Here is an 18,347-nt window from a genome sequence, read left to right as displayed (position 1 = left end):
TCACATCACAGCGTGGCCTCTGACATGTGCGGGTCCGCGGTGGTTCGAACACGGTTCCCTGAGCTGCCGTGTCGCGAGACAGTCGTCGCCCTGGAACGAAAGGTGCAGCGTACGAAGGTAGTTCGCAAATCGTTAACTACACGACCGAAAGCCAGGCCGTAGAATTTCCGGTTGAGGAGGCGATCGACCTCCCCGGTGCGCAATCCAGCAGATGCGCCCATTTCAAGCGGCGGAGAACGACGATGCAAGTTGGAGCCCAATTCGGCAAGTACCGCCTCGACCTTCCGCTGTCGGCGGATGCGAACGGCGAGGTCTGGGCAGCATTCGACACGATCACGCATCGGCACGTCACCGTGCGAGCACTGCCGCCGGAAACTACTGAGAACGATGACTACCGCGATCGTTTCGAACGAGAAGCCAACATCGCGGCAAACGTCCGCAACCCGCATGTGATACCGATCCACGACTTCGGGCAGATCGGAGACCACCTCTTCCTCGCAACACCACACACGCGAGGTGTCAGCCTGCAGACGATGCTCGAGTCCACCGGAGCGATGGACGTACCTCGCGCGGTCGAAGTCGTCGAGCAACTGTCGACGGCACTGGAAGCCGTCCATGCTGCCGGAGTGACCGAGCAGGCCGTCACATCGGCGAACGTTCGCGTGCAGGAAAACGGGCTGATCTGCCTCACCGACGTCGGACTCCCCGCGAATCCAGGTAGGCCGGCGGACGTCTACGGCCTGACCGCCGTGTTGTTCGAATGCCTCACCGGCACACCCTTTCAGTCGTGGCACAGAAGCGAGTCGCCTCCGCGCCCGTCGTCGGTGATCTCGACGGTACCTGTCGACATGGACGCCGTGATCGCACGCGGCACGGCAGCCGACCCCTCACGGCGATACCGGTCTGCGCACGACCTGGCCGCCGCGGCTCGCGCAGCCGCAACACCTAGACAATCCGTCCACGGGGTGACGCCCGCGATTCTTCCCACCAACTGGAGTCGCCGTGTCATGCTCACCGCTGTCTCGGTCACGGCAATCGTCGCCGTCGCGATCGTCGGCGGCATAGTTATCGGGTCGAGACCATCACCCGACGTGGCAGGCCCCGCCGCGTTACCGACCTCGGCGCAGGCGTCCTCGCCCACCCTGGACACTTCACCGACCCCCACGACCAATCCGACAGCTGAGGAGCAAGCGCAACCGGGACAAGCGCAATCGCAAGCGGAAACGCAGATCGCTGAAACGCCTCCGCCGCAGGAAGTTGCCCCAACCAGACCGGCACCGAATCCAGCGCCGGCGCCGGCGCCGGCACCGGCACCGCAGGTACTGCCCTGCTACCCCGGCTACGAACACACCCCGCCACCGGACGGGCCGTGCCGCCGATCCGGGTCATCCCCCGCACCAGCGCAAGTGCCGCCCGCACCGCAGGTACTGCCCTGCTACCCCGGCTACCAGCACACCCCGCCACCGGACGGGCCGTGCCGCAGCATTCCCTGAGCCGACGTCGGTCAAATCCTCGGAACAGGTCTTATTCCGCCCACGCTGCCATAGGATCTGCCCGTGATCGACTTCGACAACGCCACGTTCATCAAACTCTCCCCATCGGATCCCGCTGCCGCCCGGGATGCCCTTCAGGGGATCCTCGTCCCTGACGAGGAGATCCACCTGGCATTCAAGGGCGTGCGCGACTCGGTGACTTTCACCAACAAGCGCATCGTGGTGCTCAACGTGCAGGGCATCACCGGAAAGAAGAAGGACTACACCTCACTACCCCACAGCCGAATCCAGGCGTTCTCTGTGGAGACGGCGGGAACATTCGATTCCGACACCGAGCTCGCCCTGTGGTACAGCGGCATGGGGAACGTGCGCTTCGAATTCAGCCGTGGCGCCGACATCCGCTCCGTCAACCACCTCATCGCGAATTACGTGCTCTGACGGCACGGATCTGTATCGGGTCGGGGTTCAGAGCTTGTAACCGATAGTGCGGAGCAATGCCTTGCGGTCGGCGACATCGGCACTCGTCTCCACGCCTGCTGGTGGGCCCCCGTCGATCACGCCGGCAATTCCCCTGCCGAGCTCCGTCTCGGCGACGATGATCTCGACGGGGTTGGCCGTAGCGCAGAAGATGCCGCACACCTCCGGTATCTGCTTCAGCGTGTTCATGATGTTCACCGGGTAGCCGTCCTCCACGAATACGAAGAACGAGTGTCCCGCTCCGACGGCAAGGGCGTTGCGCGTAGCCAACTCGACGAGACGATCGTCGTTGCCCGAGCAACGCACGAGACGAGGCCCTGAGGCTTCGCAGAACGCCACACCGAACCGGAGGTGGGGACTCACCCCAGCCAGCGCTTCATGCAGGTCCTCGACAGTCTTGATGAAGTGGGACTGCCCGACGACCACGTTCATGTCGTCAGGCTTGTCGACCGCCACGATGTGCAGTTCCACGATCGTCTCCTCCGATGCCTGCGATTTGACAGAAGGGTTGACAAACAGTCTGCCTCGCTTCGGCAAGGACTACAACGAGGGTGACGCGGGTGCTGCCACCTTGATCACCCCTGTACAGGCATGAATGCGTCGTAGATCGCCTGTGGCGCACCATCGATGGCCCAGACAGCCATCAAGCCGACGGCCACGGTTAGCGCAGGCCCGAGTATGACCTTCTCGAAAGGCCCACCCGCCCTGATGGACAGGAAGGGCGGCAGCCGCAGCTCCCACCATCGCTCCTTGCGGACGGTGATGAACGGTGCGAGAAACGGCACGCCGTCCTTCGTGATCGCATCCCCAAGACAATGGGTGACGCAACCGAGAGCCACCGCGACACCGAGCCCCGTGGAGCCGGCTTCGGTGGGATACATCTGCCACGTCAAAGCTGACAGGACCGCGGCAACAGCTGAAACCGCCAGCCAGCCCTTTTCTTTGGCCAGCTCACCCGCCAGGCCGCGGAGCGCGAGCCCCAAGAAGATGAAGAGCGTCGCGATGATCGCGGGCTTGCCGAACCGAACGATCAGTGCCGTTACCCCCGCCCCGATACCGACCGCAAACAGCGCAGTGTGGGTGAGCGTTCGGTGCCCGCCGCGTCGCTTCCCGTCGCGTTTGCCCCTCGTAAGGGTGTAGAAGCCCAGCGACAGCGCATCGACACCTTTGGCAAGGACATTGCTGACCGGACCGAAGGAGCGTGAAACGGTGGACTGACTCGTATCGAGGTCCGGAAGCAATGCCGCTCCCGCACACACGGCCGCGAATGTGAATGTCTCGGCAGTCGAGGTGGGTCCACCCCAGTCGGGCGGAAGAAGATCTGAGACTGCCAGACCGACCGCAGCACCGGACATCGCGTGTGTGGGACCCATCACCATGGAAGACAGCACCTTTCGACCGACCCGGGACACGGTCATCCGAGCCGGTGCCCTGACACCGCCTAACCTAGCAACGTCACCCGACACGACTGTCTTGCACTCCGAGTGCCCGTTGCACGAGACGGCATCGACCCTCGCTCGTGTCAGGTGGGCTGAGACATTTCCGACTACCGAGGGGAACAACACCTCGAAGAGATCCTCCGGATACAACTTGGCATACAACGCGCACCTGCAGACACTCGCTGCCTCAAAGGGGGAAGATGGAGTTGACACCATAACGAATGGTCATGAAATGCATGGTGTGTGCAGTCGGGCGAAGGAGGGTGTCATGGAAACGGCGATCGTGTTCATTCTCGCCTTGCTGGTCTATTGGTGGGGCCTACTCTGAACCTGGTCCAGTGGCCCGATCAGACCCTGAGTTCCCGCGGCAAGTGATTTCGTAGTGCTAGTTGCGGGAATTCCCACGTTGTTGGTGTTCACGCGTGTATTTCAGGCATCGCGGCGCCTTCCGAATCGAAGCCGGAGGGTCGAGGGCCCTCTCAGGCCTTGGCGCCTATTTTGGAACTAGTCAAGAAAAGGAAGGCGTCTTGCGGTGGGAGATGTAGTTTTCCTCATCGAATCGCTGCATTTGAGTACGGAACTTCCAAGTGAAGGTCGGCCATTGGACCGAGTTGCGCCCGGTGGAGTCCAGATACCAACTCGAGCACCCTCCCTTGTTCCAAACGGTTGTTTCCAGCGCTGACTGGATCCGCTCGTTGTATCGGTGCTGCGCTTCTTCGGCAATCTCGAATGATGCTATTTCGCTGTGACGCATCATCTTCAGGGCATCGGCGATATAGGCAGACTGCGACTCGAGCATATAGATGATGGAACTGTGCCCCAGGTTGGTGTTCGGCCCGTACATCAGGAACAGGTTGGGGAAACCGGCGACCGTAGTGCCCTTGTACGCACTCGGGCTGCCATTCCAGTGCTCGGCGAGAGTACGACCGCTCGTCCCGCGCAGCGCGTGCGCGACAGGCGGTTCGGTCGGCATGAACCCGGTCGCGAAAATGATCGTGTCAACCTTGTGTTCGTTGCCTGCCGCGTCGACGACGCCGTCTGGTGTGACGCCGACGAGTCCGGCATCGACCAGCGATACGTCGCGGCGGTCGAGCGTGCGGAACCAATCGTTCGACAAGAGAATTCGCTTGCACCCGATCGTGAAGTCGGGGGTGAGCTTCCGGCGCAGTTCGCGGTCACGGACCTGTCGGAGTAGATGTGTCTTGGCCACAACCTCGAACACCGGCAACAGCTCAGTTGCGTGCTGGAGTACACCGCCGAGCGCCTCCCGCAGGCTGTACACGGACCCGCGCACCGCCTTCTGCACCCACGGAATCCTGCGATACAGATACCTCTCGAAACCGAAGAGTTCGCGGTCCAGACGCGGGATGACCCATGCCGGGGTACGTTGAAACACGGTGAGATGCTTCGCCAAAGGTGCTATTTCGGGGACGAATTGCACTGCGGACGCCCCCGTGCCGACAACGGCGACCCGTTCACCTCGGAGGTCGTGGTCGTGGTTCCACCTGGCGGAATGGAACGCGGTACCACCGAACATCTCGAGCCCGGGAATGTCCGGAAGACTTGGAGTCGACAGCGCTCCAGTCGCGATGATCAGCACGTCAGCGGTCAGCTGCCCACGGCTTGTACTGACCTCCCACAAGGCCCTGCTGTCATCCCACCGCGCTTCTCGGAGTTCACATTCGGTCACCACCTTGTCGATGACCCCGGTGTCGATCGCGACCTGCCTGAGGTAGCGGTAGATCTCTGCTTGACGTGCGAACGTGTGCGTCCATTCGGCACTCGGTGCGAACGAGAACGAGTACAACGACGTCGGGACGTCGCAGGCGCAACCGGGATAGGTGTTGTCGCGCCAAGTTCCACCGACGTCGTTGCCCCGTTCGATGATCAACACATCAGCTTGTGAATGCTCCCGGAGGATCCGGGCTGCGATGCCCAAACCCGCGAAGCCCGCTCCCACGATCAAGGTGTGTACGTGAGCGGGTACGACTACTGCCGCGTCTGGGGCCACACATGCACTCTAGGCCGGAAGCGGGAAACCGGTCCAGAATGTTCATTTTCTTGCGGATCGTTGTGGTGAAAACGTCTCGTCGGCTTCGAATCGGTAGAAGGTGATGACATCCCCGACTGTTCGACCCGGGAAGGGAAACCAACCGCGGTCGTTGCCGGTTTGGCCGGGACGCTACGGCGCCGGAGGCGGCGGAGGTGGCGGAGGGGTGAGCGCGCCGATGAGGGATGATCCCAGGTCGAGAACCCCGATCGCGAGGGACCCCACTATTGCGGACCCCACCACGGATTGCCGGAGGTCGGATGACCCGGTTCCTGATGCCACGGGGTCGGATGCCGCAGGAGCGGCAGGCGCAGCAGGCGCGGGAGCGGCAGACGCCACCCCGAACCCCATGCTCGCAGCAGCGACGGTAGCTGCGGCGGTTGTAGTGATCTTGCGGGTGATGCTCAAAACGGGGCCTCTCACTCGATGGCTCTGCGCAGCGGCGAAGAAATAGCGCAACGACGCTATGCAGATCTTGGAACACTATTGCACATAATAATTATCAACAGAAGGTTGGGGAGGTTGCAGCCCGAAGGGTCCAACCTCGCTTCAGGGTCAGGATGTGCGCACCCTCGGCAGCCCCGTGTCAGTGTCCGTCGGCACCCGCCCTAACCAGGGACGAGTCGGTATCGCAGCATCATGTCGTGGTCCTCGTGATCGAGCATGTGACAGTGCCATACGTAACCCTGCAGTGGATTCGCCGACCCAGGGAGATGCCCGCCGCCGGAATGGTCCGCCGACGTCCTCGACATCCCGAACGTCGCGTCAGGGTCGAAGCCGAGCTCGTCGGCAGTCGGAAAGCGGACGATCACCCGGGTGACGGAATTGGCGTCGGCGATGACGGTGTCTTTGAAACCCGTCTCCCACGGCTGCGGCGGCTGGACGGGACCGACGGTGAACTGGTCCGGGGACGGTGTCCACCTGGTCCCGATCGGCGGGAGTGGGTGACCCGACATCAGCGCGTTCGTGTCGATGCCCTGCCTGCTAGCCACCCGAAAGGTCACGAGGTGCAGGTGGATCGGATGCGGCTCAGGAGTCGCGTTGACGATGTTCCACTGCTCGACTGTTCCCTGCTGGGGCATCTCGATGTCATCGCTGGTGTAGAGCAGGTTGTTCAGCGACATCAAGGGAGCCGGTAGGCCCAGCCCGTTGGCGAGTTGCAGCACCGATACGTTGCGAACCACCGTTGGCTGGGCAATTGCAGGAAGCAACGCTGGCTGTCGGCTACCGCCGCGCAGGCTTTGCGGCACCGGCCCCTTGAAACCCGCTGCCGACCCGACCCGGAACCGGCAGAACCGTGGCATGATCTGAACCCCGCGCTGCGCTACCTGCTCCGGGACGGGTTCGTCGTTGCGCAGCTCGACCGTGGTTCCAGGTTCGAGCATCCCGAAGTCCACGAGCAGATCGATGAGCTCGCCCGGCCCGAGCCGTACATGGTCGACCGGCGCAGGGGCGTCGAGAAGCCCACCTCCCGCACCGATCACCCAGAACCGCATCCGGTTCTCGAAAAATAGATTCCACACACTGAACGAGGCGGCGTTCACCATGCGCAGCCGATACAAGCCACGCGCCACCTCTAGCTCCGGCCACACCTTGCCGTTCACCACGCCGACGTCGCCAGGCGTAGCCGGTTCCCAGCTGCCCGGTGGATTCAACGTATTCGAGCGCACACTCTGTCGTCCGTCGTTGGTGAAGTTCTTGTCCTGCAGGATCAACGGCACTTCGAACTCTCCTGAGGGAAGGCCCAGCGGATTGTCGCCGGTGCCCGTGTCGTACTCGTCCCGCAGCAGATACATGCCGGCCAGACCGGCGTAGATGTTGAGGCGGGTAACTCCCATGGCGTGGTCGTGATACCAAAGGGTGCTGGCATCCTGACGATTGGGGTACTGGTTGATCAACGCCTGCCCCGGTCGGATCGTGTGCTCAGGATGCCCGTCGAACTCGGGTGGCGTCCGGCCGCCGTGCAGGTGCAGCGATGTAGGAACCTGGGTACGGTCCAGTTCGGTGACTCCGTGTAGCCGTGTGTCGACGTCGGCGGCGAAAGGGTTGTCCCCAATGTCGTTGCGGTAGGTCAGCGCTGTCTGCTCGCCGACGTGCGCCTCGATTATCGGACCGAGGTAGCTCGAGCCGCCGTAACCGAGCGCGGGAGATGGCGGAAGGTCCGGATGGAAGACGTGCGTCGTACTGTTGGCGTGCATTTCGATGCCGGTACCCCCAACGGCAGGGAGCGCAGGCAACGGCTCACGGAACGGCTCGAGGTGCGGAGACGAGAAGACGAACGGGCGCAACGGGTCGATATCGAAGGGGAAGGCCTTCGCCGAACCAGCCGCCACAGCACCGAGCCCTGCAGTCAACCCCAGTCCACGAACGAACGATCTACGCGGAAACCGTCTCATCATCCGGTGCGCCCCCTGCTCGGTGAGAACCAAGTTGCGGACTTCAGTAGCCGACCGTACCGCACCTCACACGGGGGCCGAGGTCTATCAGGTCCTTTGCTCGCGCGTGAACAAGCCGACGTGCAACCCTTGTGCCATGACTCGTGCGGTTCCGAAGAACATGGCATGGATTCCGGGAGGGACCTTCTGGATGGGGTCGGAAGATTTCTACCCGGAGGAACGTCCCGTCCACCAGGTGACCGTCGACGGGTTCTGGATGGACTCGCATCAGGTCACCGTCGCCGAGTTCCGGCGTTTCGTGAAGGACACAGGTCACGTCACGACGGCCGAGATCGCACCCGATCCCGCGCAATACCCGGGTGCGGACCCGTCGCTGCTCGTGCCCGGATCCCTGGTGTTCACCCCGACGGAGGGTCCCGTACCCCTGAACGACTACACCCGTTGGTGGTCGTTCGTGCCGGGTGCCGACTGGCGGCACCCGGAAGGCCCGGGAAGCAACGTCGGCGGACGCGAACGACATCCTGTCACGCAGGTGTCGTGGTTCGACGCCCGCGCGTACGCCGAGTGGGCCGGCAAAGACCTTCCCACCGAGGCGGAATGGGAGTTCGCCGCGCGCGGCGGGCTGGATCGCAAGCCGTTCGTGTGGGGAGACGAGCACGAACCCGGCGGCAGGCCCGGCGGGAACGTATGGCAGGGACAGTTTCCGTGGGAGAACCTGCTCGAGGACGGCTATGCGAGGACGTCGCCGGTCGGCCGGTTCCGCCCCAACGGCTACGGACTCAGCGACATGGCGGGCAACGTGTGGGAGTGGACCACCGACCATTTCACCGGCAATCACTCGGCGAGCGGGAAGAACACCGCGCCGGCCAGTTCCTGCTGCATCCCCACGAACCCCCGGGTCGACACCGCTCTGATGCCAGACCCCGCCGAGCCCTACGCGCGTCGCGTCATCAAGGGCGGGTCGCACCTCTGTGCGCCCAACTACTGCCTGCGCTACCGTCCTGCCGCGAGGCAGGGTGACACCGAAGAGACATCCACCGGCCACATCGGTTTCCGGTGCATCATCCGTCCGTGATCGGCAACAGCGGTCCCACCTGGCGAGAAACATCGCCCCTGCGAGGCAGCGCTGAGTTCGTCGGAAGCCGCCGATACCCCTTCCGGTGTCTATAATCCCTGGATGATTTCTTGAACCTTCTTGCCGTCGCTCGACGACAGTCCCTCATTGATCTGAACGAAGATGAGTGCGCTTTCCGAACCGTATCGGTGTGGTCCCGCAAGAAAGGACATGTCGTCGTAACTCTTGACGGTCTTGCGGTATAGGTCTTCATCGTCGAATTTCATTACCGCCCCACCCTCTCCGGGAACCGAAGGCAGGTCGAACTCGTATCTCTCGGTTGCCGCAACTGCAAGGCCGCCGGGCTCACTTTCCGCACAGTTCGTGCCGATGCCGGCTTCTTCGATCTGTGCGCACACGCTCGAAGCAGTTGCCGCCTCAGATGAGGAATCAGACGAACAACCTGATACACCCAGCAATGCTGTTGTTGTCCCTGTGGCAATGGCGACGAGTTTCAGCGAGTTCATGGCACCTCTTCCAATAGTTGTTCACTGTCTTGGCATGGTGGCTTACAGGAGAAATCACTTAATCAGACAAGACCGACAAACTGCGAGATTGACACCCTAGATTTGCCGGTAGCCGCAAGTTTCGCATCATGCGGCTGCATTGATCCAGGTGCCGCATCTCTTTGACATGAACCCATAGTCGGAGGCGCTGATGGTGACCTCCACGCGAGGCGCCGAGTTGATGAAGTTGTTGTCTTTGATCCTGCCGGTGTTGTCCTGGCGTTCCCAGTAGCAGCTTTCCCTGGTGTATCGATTGCGTAGGTGCCGGGCTGAATGTCCTTGCCTACGACATGTGTACCGTCCTCGAAGCTGTTGCCAGGCTGGGCCAGTTGCAGGCCCCTGGCCCACACTTCCGCGAACGGGTGGTCTGGGCAGAGCGCGAGAGCTGCGGAGCGCTCGGGGACTTGTCCCTTGCTAGGTATGTGTCCGCTGGAGGCGACGTCGTCCGAGTTGTTTTCCGTGCACGAACCGTACGCGTATGTCAGGCCCTTCCCGTACGTCGTTTCGGATAGGTCGTAGACGTGTTTTTCGAGATCCGTCTCGGGACGAATCGTATTCTCGGTCTCGCAGTCTAGGTACCCGCCTTCCCAGGCAGAGCTGTAATCGAGGACCCCGTCCGGTCTGGGGGTAAGGGTGACATCGGTGTACTCGCGGCTGAAGAGCGAGGTTCCTGTTTTGCGGCTGCATCTGAAAACAACGCTGCCAGCTGCCATGTCCGTCGTTGTCGCCGGTATTGTGCGAGCGATTGTGGTAGTAGTCGTCGAATTCGCAGCCTGAGGTGAAACCTAGGACGAGGAACAGGCCGTCGCCGCCAGAGTCGCGGCGATAGTCGGAATCAAAACAATCAGGTTTCGGGTCTTCACGTCCGGTGAGCGTAGCGGGCTCGCCCGCCATCCCCGGTCTTTTGCGGAAATCGGTAGCGTACCTATGGCCCCAATGGAGGACGCGGTGTCGTGCTATTCGCCGGGAACCCACCTGGAAACTTGCATCGCCGGGCGCGTCAGAAGCCGCCGACTCCTCTGCCGAGGACGACTGCACCGATTACCAGCAGCAGCACGCTCATCACTGCCGCGTTGTTGGCCTGAAGCCAGACCTTGAGGTTGTCCAGGGGCCCACGCATGCGGTCCCCTGCGACGGCGTAGCCGATCACCGGGATAAGCACTGTCGTCCCGGCCAACGCGGTGTAGACGACCAGCGCGATCACCTGTTCGCCGCCGCTCACCGCCGCCGAGCCGATCACGATTCCGGCAGACGCACAGAGCAACAGGTTCTTGGGATTGACTGCAGCCAAACCGAACCCGAGCCCCGCCGACTTCAAGAAGTCGAGTTCATCGACGGCACGCATCCACTTGGGCGGTTGCCCACCGGTATCGCGACTTCGCCACTGCCGTGCCGCGAGCAGAAGCAGCAGGGCACCTAACCCAATCTTCACCCACGACACGGTTGCTGACGTGCCGTTCGAGTCGGACGCATCGATGACCCCGGCAAGGAGAACGAAAATGCCGGTCGCGAAGAGAATGCCGACAATCCAACCGAGCCCGAAGCCCGCGCTGGCGCCGCCTGCACGCATCGACAGCAGCATAAGGATGACGGCGATGATCGGAACGGGCGAGATCGCGACACCCACTGCGAGCGGTAGCACCCCTCCGATGACTGAGCTCATCCTGAGAACCATAGGGTTCACCCGCGATGCGCGCCTCGCACATCGCGGGTGAACCCACGTCAGGAGCGAGCGGTCAGACCAGCAGTTCGGCGATCTGAATGGTGTTGAGGGCGGCACCCTTACGCAGGTTGTCACTCGACACGAACAGCGCGAGCCCACGACCTTCGGGAACACCCGGGTCCTGGCGGATGCGTCCGACCAGCGAGGGGTCGCTGCCTGCGGCATCGAGCGGAGTCGGGACGTCGACGAGCTTGACGCCAGGGGCCGTCGCCAGTAGTTCCTGCGCACGCTTCACTGACAGGGGACGCGCGAACTCGGCGTTGATCGACAGCGAGTGCCCCGTGACAACGGGCACGCGCACGCACGTACCCGACACGAGCAGGTCCGGCAACCCGAGGATCTTGCGACTCTCGTTGCGCAGTTTCTGATCTTCGTCGGTCTCACCGCTGCCGTCGTCGACGATCGAACCGGCAAGCGGCAGCACATTGAAGGCGATGGGCGCGACGTACTTGTTCGGGGCCGGGAAATCCACGGCGCCACCGTCGTGCACGAGTTTCTCGGCGTCGCCGATGCCGGCACGGGCCTGGCCCAGCAACTCCTCGACACCGGCGATACCGCTACCGGACACCGCCTGATAGCTCGACACGATGAGCCGCTCGAGACCCGCCTCGTCGTGCAGGACCTTCAGCACGGGCATCGCGGCCATCGTGGTGCAGTTGGGGTTGGCGATGATGCCCTTCGTCGGGTTCTTCGCCTGCTCCGGGTTCACCTCACTCACAACCAGCGGCACGTCGGGGTCCTTACGGAATGCCGACGAGTTGTCCACGACGACGGCTCCGGCCGCCGCAAACCTCGGGGCCTGCTCCCGTGACAGCGTCGCACCGGCCGAGAACAGCGCGATGTCAATGCCCTTCAGGTCCTCATCGGACACTTCTGCCGCATCTTCGACGACGATCTGCTCACCGCGGAACGGCAGCTTCTTGCCTGCCGATCTCGCAGAGGCGAAGAACCGCACCTTGTCTGCCGGGAAGTTCCGCTCCTCGAGCAGCGTGCGCATGACGATCCCGACCTGGCCGGTAGCGCCGACGACAGCAATTGTGGTCATGAGATGATCTACCGTCCCGTTCCTGCGTGTACGACAGCGTCTTCGTCGCCGCCGAGCTCGAATGCGTCGTGAATGGCCCTGACGGCCTTGTCCAGCTCAGTATCCTTCACGAGCACCGAGATGCGGATCTCCGAGGTGGAGATGAGGTCGATGTTGATCCCCGCGTCTGCGAGGGCCTCACAGAATGTGGCGGTGACTCCGGGGTGGCTCTTCATGCCTGCGCCGACCAGCGACACCTTGCCGATGTGGTCATCGAAGAGCACCTGCGTGAAGCCGATCTCGCTCTGCAGCTTGGACAGCTTCTCGACGGCACGGGGGCCGTCGGCGGTAGGCAGCGTGAACGTGATGTCGGTCTTGCCGGTCTCGATCTTGGAGACATTCTGCAACACCATGTCGATGTTGATCTCCGCGTCCGCGACAGCACGGAAGATCTGCGCCGCATACCCGGGAGTGTCGGGCAAACCCGCAACAGTGATCTTGGACTCGCCGCGATCGTGCGCGACTCCGGTGATGATTGCCTCTTCCACGGGAATGTCCTCCATCGATCCGGACACGATGGTGCCCGGCTTGGTCGTGTATGACGAGCGGACGTGCACAGGCACGTTGTATCGGCGGGCGTATTCGACGCAGCGGAGCATCAGCACCTTCGCGCCACAGGCTGCCATCTCGAGCATCTCCTCGAACGAGACCGTCTCGAGACGCTGCGCATCGGGAACGATGCGCGGGTCGGCGGTGAAGATTCCGTCGACGTCTGTGTAGATCTCGCAGACATCTGCCTCGAGGGCAGCGGCGAGCGCCACCGCGGTGGTATCGGAACCTCCACGGCCGAGCGTCGTGACATCCTTGCTGTCCTGGCTGACGCCCTGGAATCCGGCCACGAGGACGATCGAGCCTTCGTCGAGCGCATCCCGGACCCGGCCCGGTGTGACATCGATGATCTTGGCGTTGCCGTGGGCGCCGGTCGTGATGACACCCGCCTGTGAGCCCGTGAACGAGCGGGCCTCCGCGCCAAGCGAATGAATCGCCATCGCGACCAGAGAATTGGAAATGCGCTCACCAGAGGTCAGCAGCATGTCCATTTCGCGAGCTGGTGGAGCTGGGCACACTTGCTGAGCGAGATCGAGCAGCTCATCGGTAGTGTCCCCCATCGCAGAAACCACGACGACGACATCGTTGCCGGCCTTCTTGGTCTCGACGATCCGTTCAGCGACTCGTCGGATTCTCTCGGCGGTCGCCACCGAGGATCCGCCGTACTTCTGGACGACGAGAGCCACGCGTTTCTACCTCCAGGTCGAAAAATCTGTACTGGTCCAGCTGTCGAGCTTACCGGCGCGGTCCAATCCCACCCCAGGTGAGTCCGCACGCAGGACTACCCGGACAACGGGTCCGCAACGTCTACGACCGCCATCAAGCGATGCGTAGTTGTCGAACGGTCGGCTGGACAACCGGATCGCGAACATACTGACCTACACGTGTCAGGAGATCGGCCGCGGCACCAAGACGAGCATCATCGCGTCCAACGTCGGCAAGCGCGCGGAGTATCAGAGCATCTCCCCGACCCCAGCTCAGTCCCAGGCGATCTACAACTCAGAATCGAGAACCGGTCACCTGCGCTGTTTTTGCTGCCTTGGGATGCACACTTGTGTGATGGGAACCGGGGCGGGGCGGGTGAACCCGAAGTGGGAGTTCGAGCACTACACCGCCGTCGTCCCCTCATCTGAGTCCCGAAAAGGCATCGCAGCGTTCCCCAAACAGATCCGGGCCGCCAAACCTTGGCTCGCCGAACTCGAACAACGGGTCAAAGCCAACCTCAGCGATCAACCCCTGGTCCTCGTATGGGGCACCAAGGACCCCGTCTTCCGCGGCATCCTCCAGCACTGGGAGACAGCGTTCCCCCAGGCCACGGTCATCCGCCTGGACACTGCCAGTCACTATCTCCAAGAAGACGAACCCGAACGGATCGCCGAGGCCATCACCAACGCCTACAGCCCCAACAACACCTAGGAACCAGCATGGAACTCGCAATGCGAATCATCGTCGGCCTACTCGCCGTCCCCCTCGTCGCCCTCGGCCTCAGATCCATGTTCATGCCGACAAACATGGGCGAGGCCGTAGGACTGTCACCGGTCGGGATACCCGGACTCAGCGAGATCCGAAGTGTGCTCGGCGGGTTCTTCCTGGCCTGTGTCACGATGCTCGTCGTGGGACTCGCTGCCGATGAGACCCTCTGGTTTCTCGCAGTCGCAATTCTGATGGGGGCTGCGGCAATCGGTCGCATCGTAGGGATCGTGGCCGACGGGTTCGACAAGGCAGTCCTGCCACCGCTGCTCATCGAGCTCGTGATCGGCGCCCTGCTCGTAGCCGCACACTTCGTCCTCAACTAAGGTTCGCCTGCCCAGCAAACCAGGCGCCCGCTCGCGGCGAAGGCCGCCGTGATCGGAGAGCGGGAACGATGGGTCGGTCGGTGGCAGCCGCCTCGGTCATGTTCAGCGCTGCGCGCCCGATCGCGGCCGCACTCGGCAGATCGAAGTGCGCTCCGTACTCCTTCGGGATGCTGTTCCAGCCTTCGAGTCTCACTCCTACATTCTCCTTCTCCGGAGTCTCGCCTGCGGATCCGTCTCACAGGACAACTACAACACCATCACCGTCGACGTTGTCGAGCGCGGGCCGCAGCACGCTCGTCGTTGGCGCCACTTGACGACGTGAGAACACCGCCACCTATCGCCGCGAGTCACAAGCTACGACACCAGCGAGCTTCCGGCGGCCGCGTTCCGGTCTCGCGGGGTCGATATTTTGCCGTTGAGCGGTATCACCGATCCATCGTCAGTGCAGGAGAGGCTACTTCTCCTCGACGCGAGACTCGGCGAGAACTCCCCGTTCCACCAGCATCACGGCATCTACGTCGAGGGCATCGCCAAGGACGCACCGACTGAGATTTCCATCCGTCGCTTCTCCGCCCCCGCCGGATGTGTCCGGCGGGGGCGGGGAAGCAATGCGGGGGAATGTTGACTCCTTTTTGACGCCGATCACCTTTCCTACGGCTCCGATAGGGCACTTGCTGGGCCCGGAGCCAGGAAAAGCAGGAGCATTCCCGGGATACCTGCGTTGGTGTGGCCGACCCGGCGTGGCTTTGCGGTGGTTTGGGCTCGGTGGACATCGGAACAGAGCTGGAACTCGATCGGCACGGGTGAACCAGGACACACTCGCAGGATGTGGGTGGCAACGGCGGATCTACAACCCGAAAATCCGCCTCCTCACCGAGCGAAGTGTCGCTCTCGCGACGGATCGGGGCGCAGCGCCCGTTGCGGGTCGACCGCGGCTTCTGCAGGGATCGGTGTGCTCGGTCGTGCTTGCCGCCGGCGACGGAGTGCCTTCTCTGCCTCCACCGCGATCGGGACGATCAGCGACCAGCCGAGGCAGGCGAGCCATTGGCCACCCGTCAACGACGTGGTCATGAGAAGACCTTGGAGGAACCCGACCTCGACCGCGAACACCGTGACGACGACCGGAATCGACAGGATTTTCAGCGCGCCGAGAATCGGTGCGGCGAGACCGGATTCGGGATCGCGCCGCATGACGAGACCGGCAAGAATGGAACTGAGCGACAGCACGACGAACGCCATCGTCATGGGGACGCTTGCCTCGGTCGTACTCATGTCGCCCGGTGCGAGGAGCATCGCGGCGAGTGTGACGGCGAACTGCAGGACTCCGTACGCGAACCACTGCACGAAGGCTTTCCGGTTGGTGATCGGCATTCGCGTATCGCGTGGCGGCTTGTTCATCAGGTCCGGCGGCGGTGGATCGAGCATGATGACGGCGACCGGGAAGAGAATGATGAAGAAGTTCTGAAACAGCACCATCAGCGGGGTGAGCGCGACCCCGTCGTTGATGTTGAAGATGCTCGCAACCAGGAACAGAAGGACCAGCGAGAACAGCTTCGACATCTGGAACCGGATGTACGACACGATCTTGTCGTAGATGCTGCGGCCCAGTCGGATCGCGGTGATCAGGGTTCCGAAGTTGTCGTCGGTGAGAACCATTCTGGCGGCTTGTTTGGTGACTTCGCTGCCCGATCCCATCGCGACGCCGATGTCGGCCTTCTTCAGGGCGGCCGCGTCGTTGACGGCGTCCCCGGTCATCGCCACGACCGCGCCGCTCCTCTGCATGACGTCGGCCAGGCGGAGCTTGTCCTGCGGCGTTACGCGACCGAACACGTGCAGGTTCGGGAGCGCCGCCGTGAGCTCCTCGTCGGTCGCCGCTCGTAGTTCGCCGCCGCCGATGGCGCCCGGTCCGAGGCCGAGTTCGGCGCCGATCGCGGATGCCGTGATCACGTGGTCTCCGGTGATCATGCGTACCTCGATGCCTGCGGCCTGGGCGGTACGTACTGCGTCGATCGCCTCCGGACGCAGCGGGTCGATGATGCCGATCATGCCGATGAACGTGAGGTCCTCGACGAACGACATGGGGTCGGCCTGCACGGCCTCTTCCCGCACGTCGAGCCGGCGGGCAGCGAACGCCAGCACGCGGAGGCCTTTCTCGGACAGAGCCCGATTCGCTTCTACCAGTTCCTCCCGAACCTCGTCGATTGGTACCTCCCGTCGGCCCGGACGGTAAGCGGCGGAACATCGGGCAAGGACCACGTCAGGGCCGCCCTTGACGAGTTCCACGAACTGAGTGCTGCCGTCGATCTGGAGATGATGGAACGTCGCCATGAACTTGTACGCGGAGTCGAACGGCACTTCCGCAACTCGGGGATACGTTTGCCGAGTAAGCGGCGCGTCTACGCCGACCTTGGCCGCGAGCACGACCAGCGCGGCCTCGGTCGGATCGCCGACAACCTCTCCGGTGTCGGAGACGGTGGCGTCACTGTCGAGGCACAGCCCATATGCGAGCATGGTGAAGTCGGGAGCTTCCTCGCCCGCGGCGTGAGCGATCCTCCCCGACTTGCTGTACCCCTCGCCTTCGACGGTGTACCACTGGCCGTGGAAGTACAGCGACCGCACGGTCATCTGGTTCATCGTGAGAGTGCCGGTCTTGTCCGAGTTGATCGCGCTGGTGGCGCCGAGGGTCTCGACGTCGGTGAGGTTCTTCACGACGGCCTTCGCCTCGGCCAACTGGCGGGCACCGAAGGCGAGCATCGCCTGCACGAAGGTCGGTAGGCCCGTCGGGATCGCAGCCACCGCCATGGAGATGCCCAACAGCAGAACCGTCGTCAGATCCTGTCCGCGAATCACTCCGATGACCACGATGAGAGCGACCGCGGACCACGCGATGATGCTGAGCACCTTGGTGAGAGAGTTCAGTTCGCGCTGGAGCGGAGACTTGACCGGCGCGACGGCCGAGAGCATCGACGCGATCTGACCCATCTGCGTGTCCATGCCGGTCTCGGTGACGACCATAATGGCGGTACCGCGGGTGACCGAGGTGTTCTGGTAGACCATGTTGCTGCGGTCGCCCAGCGCGATATCGGCAGCGCCGAGGGTCTCAGGATCCTTGGGGACGGGTGCGCTTTCACCCGTCAGCGCGGCCTCCTGAGTCTCGAGAGTCGCTGTCGTGAGCAACCGGCCATCGGCGGGTACGAGGTCGCCTGCCTCGAGCTGAACGAGGTCGCCCGGCACAAGTTCTGTGGCGGCCAGCTGAACGAGCGTCCCGTCGCGGGTCACCCGCACCTGCGGTGTCTGCATTCTTGCGAGCGCGTCGACACTCGCACGTGCCTTCAACTCCTGTCGCGCGCCCAATACGACGTTCAGCACGACGAGCACTGCCACCACGATCGCCGTCGGAACCTCGCCTATGACGACGCTGAAGACCGCCACCGCGACCAGCATCAGGTTCATCGGGTCCTTCAGCTGTTCGAGCGCAATCGCCCACGTCGACGGTCCGGGCTCGGAGACGATCTCGTTGGAACCATGGCGCTGGCGCCGTGCATCGGCTTCGCCGGTCGTCAGCCCCGACACCCGGTCGGAGGCCATCGTCGTGACGACCGCATCCGCCGGCTGAGTGTGCCAGGGGTACTGTTCGATCTGTGCGGCACTGATGCCGGACTGGTGCACCGAGTTCGGTGGGGGTTCGGAGGGGGCCATGATCGCTACTCCTTGCCGGAG

At 63.1% G+C, this 18,347-nt stretch carries 17 protein-coding genes; 6 read left to right on the top strand and 11 right to left on the bottom strand.

Going from position 1 to position 18,347, the window contains the following annotated elements; translation table 11 throughout:
* Positions 1-242 precede the first annotated feature (242 nt).
* Complete coding sequence (locus AB0I57_RS11975) at positions 243-1,493, top strand: serine/threonine-protein kinase (protein ID WP_358334712.1); 1,251 nt, start codon at positions 243-245, stop codon at positions 1,491-1,493.
* A gap of 63 nt (positions 1,494-1,556) precedes the next feature.
* Entirely contained in the window at positions 1,557-1,931 is a 375-nt protein-coding gene (locus AB0I57_RS11970) for a PH domain-containing protein (RefSeq protein ID WP_358334709.1), read from the top strand.
* Positions 1,932-1,958: 27 nt separating this feature from the next.
* On the opposite strand, the gene AB0I57_RS11965 is transcribed toward AB0I57_RS11970, so the two are convergent.
* From AB0I57_RS11965 to AB0I57_RS11945, 5 genes are all read right to left on the bottom strand, one after another.
* Positions 1,959-2,441, bottom strand: coding sequence for an adenosine-specific kinase (locus AB0I57_RS11965; protein WP_358334706.1), 483 nt, complete (start codon positions 2,439-2,441; stop codon positions 1,959-1,961).
* 104 nt (positions 2,442-2,545) lie between these two features.
* Entirely contained in the window at positions 2,546-3,349 is an 804-nt protein-coding gene (locus tag AB0I57_RS11960) for a metal-dependent hydrolase (protein ID WP_358334936.1), read from the bottom strand.
* 568 nt (positions 3,350-3,917) lie between these two features.
* Positions 3,918-5,420, bottom strand: a complete 1,503-nt coding sequence (locus tag AB0I57_RS11955) for an NAD(P)/FAD-dependent oxidoreductase (protein WP_358334703.1) — start codon at positions 5,418-5,420, stop codon at positions 3,918-3,920.
* 171 nt (positions 5,421-5,591) lie between these two features.
* A complete protein-coding gene (locus tag AB0I57_RS11950) occupies positions 5,592-5,882 on the bottom strand; it encodes a hypothetical protein (RefSeq protein WP_358334700.1) in 291 nt (96 codons plus the stop codon).
* 185 nt (positions 5,883-6,067) lie between these two features.
* Positions 6,068-7,858: a multicopper oxidase domain-containing protein gene (locus AB0I57_RS11945; protein ID WP_358334697.1), complete on the bottom strand. Its 1,791-nt coding sequence runs from the start codon at positions 7,856-7,858 to the stop codon at positions 6,068-6,070.
* A gap of 133 nt (positions 7,859-7,991) precedes the next feature.
* Here AB0I57_RS11945 and AB0I57_RS11940 point away from each other — a divergent pair, with 133 nt between their 5' ends.
* Positions 7,992-8,930, top strand: a complete 939-nt coding sequence (locus AB0I57_RS11940; RefSeq protein WP_358334694.1) for a formylglycine-generating enzyme family protein — start codon at positions 7,992-7,994, stop codon at positions 8,928-8,930.
* Between the two features lie 89 nt (positions 8,931-9,019).
* On the opposite strand, the gene AB0I57_RS11935 is transcribed toward AB0I57_RS11940, so the two are convergent.
* From AB0I57_RS11935 to AB0I57_RS11920, 4 genes are all read right to left on the bottom strand, one after another.
* Positions 9,020-9,328 (bottom strand): hypothetical protein, encoded by a 309-nt coding sequence (locus AB0I57_RS11935; protein ID WP_358334691.1) that lies wholly within the window; start codon positions 9,326-9,328, stop codon positions 9,020-9,022.
* A gap of 1,147 nt (positions 9,329-10,475) precedes the next feature.
* Positions 10,476-11,138, bottom strand: a complete 663-nt coding sequence (locus AB0I57_RS11930; protein ID WP_358334688.1) for a GAP family protein — start codon at positions 11,136-11,138, stop codon at positions 10,476-10,478.
* Positions 11,139-11,211: 73 nt separating this feature from the next.
* Entirely contained in the window at positions 11,212-12,243 is a 1,032-nt protein-coding gene (locus AB0I57_RS11925; RefSeq protein ID WP_358334685.1) for an aspartate-semialdehyde dehydrogenase, read from the bottom strand.
* An 8-nt stretch (positions 12,244-12,251) separates the two neighbouring features.
* Positions 12,252-13,517 carry an aspartate kinase gene (locus AB0I57_RS11920; RefSeq protein WP_358334681.1) on the bottom strand — a complete coding sequence of 422 codons (1,266 nt, stop codon included), beginning with the start codon at positions 13,515-13,517 and terminating at the stop codon, positions 12,252-12,254.
* A gap of 373 nt (positions 13,518-13,890) precedes the next feature.
* On the opposite strand from AB0I57_RS11920, the gene AB0I57_RS11915 reads away from it, so the two are divergent.
* Together AB0I57_RS11915 and AB0I57_RS11910 are read left to right on the top strand one after the other, a co-directional pair.
* On the top strand, positions 13,891-14,247 hold the full coding sequence (locus AB0I57_RS11915; protein WP_358334678.1) for an alpha/beta fold hydrolase: 357 nt from the start codon (positions 13,891-13,893) through the stop codon (positions 14,245-14,247).
* Positions 14,248-14,255: 8 nt separating this feature from the next.
* On the top strand, positions 14,256-14,627 hold the full coding sequence (locus AB0I57_RS11910) for a DUF4345 family protein (RefSeq protein WP_127947558.1): 372 nt from the start codon (positions 14,256-14,258) through the stop codon (positions 14,625-14,627).
* On the opposite strand, the gene AB0I57_RS11905 is transcribed toward AB0I57_RS11910, so the two are convergent.
* The gene (locus AB0I57_RS11905; RefSeq protein WP_358334675.1) at positions 14,620-14,820 is read right to left on the bottom strand and encodes a hypothetical protein; all 201 of its coding nucleotides are present in this window, start codon (positions 14,818-14,820) and stop codon (positions 14,620-14,622) included. The genes AB0I57_RS11910 and AB0I57_RS11905 overlap by 8 nt on opposite strands.
* A gap of 222 nt (positions 14,821-15,042) precedes the next feature.
* Between AB0I57_RS11905 and AB0I57_RS11900 the strand changes: the two genes are divergently transcribed.
* Positions 15,043-15,252 (top strand): hypothetical protein, encoded by a 210-nt coding sequence (locus tag AB0I57_RS11900; protein ID WP_358334672.1) that lies wholly within the window; start codon positions 15,043-15,045, stop codon positions 15,250-15,252.
* A 245-nt stretch (positions 15,253-15,497) separates the two neighbouring features.
* On the opposite strand, the gene AB0I57_RS11895 is transcribed toward AB0I57_RS11900, so the two are convergent.
* Positions 15,498-18,326 (bottom strand): cation-translocating P-type ATPase, encoded by a 2,829-nt coding sequence (locus AB0I57_RS11895; protein ID WP_358334669.1) that lies wholly within the window; start codon positions 18,324-18,326, stop codon positions 15,498-15,500.
* Positions 18,327-18,347: the final 21 nt, after the last annotated feature.

Source organism: Rhodococcus sp. NPDC049939 (assembly GCF_040656415.1).
Lineage (GTDB): Bacteria > Actinomycetota > Actinomycetes > Mycobacteriales > Mycobacteriaceae > Rhodococcus_F.
This window is presented reverse-complemented; position numbering and strand designations above follow the sequence as displayed.

What these genes read in the sequence shown, in the direction of transcription:
- AB0I57_RS11975 (WP_358334712.1), top strand. Translation starts at nt 243, where the DNA reads ATGCAAGTTGGAGCCCAATTCGGCAAGTACCGCCTCGACCTTCCGCTG.
- AB0I57_RS11960 (WP_358334936.1), bottom strand. Translation starts at nt 3,349, where the DNA reads ATGGTGATGGGTCCCACACACGCGATGTCCGGTGCTGCGGTCGGTCTG.
- AB0I57_RS11945 (WP_358334697.1), bottom strand. Translation starts at nt 7,858, where the DNA reads ATGATGAGACGGTTTCCGCGTAGATCGTTCGTTCGTGGACTGGGGTTG.
- AB0I57_RS11940 (WP_358334694.1), top strand. Translation starts at nt 7,992, where the DNA reads ATGACTCGTGCGGTTCCGAAGAACATGGCATGGATTCCGGGAGGGACC.
- AB0I57_RS11930 (WP_358334688.1), bottom strand. Translation starts at nt 11,138, where the DNA reads ATGAGCTCAGTCATCGGAGGGGTGCTACCGCTCGCAGTGGGTGTCGCG.
- AB0I57_RS11925 (WP_358334685.1), bottom strand. Translation starts at nt 12,243, where the DNA reads ATGACCACAATTGCTGTCGTCGGCGCTACCGGCCAGGTCGGGATCGTC.
- AB0I57_RS11915 (WP_358334678.1), top strand. Translation starts at nt 13,891, where the DNA reads ATGGGAACCGGGGCGGGGCGGGTGAACCCGAAGTGGGAGTTCGAGCAC.
- AB0I57_RS11910 (WP_127947558.1), top strand. Translation starts at nt 14,256, where the DNA reads ATGGAACTCGCAATGCGAATCATCGTCGGCCTACTCGCCGTCCCCCTC.
- AB0I57_RS11895 (WP_358334669.1), bottom strand. Translation starts at nt 18,326, where the DNA reads ATGGCCCCCTCCGAACCCCCACCGAACTCGGTGCACCAGTCCGGCATC.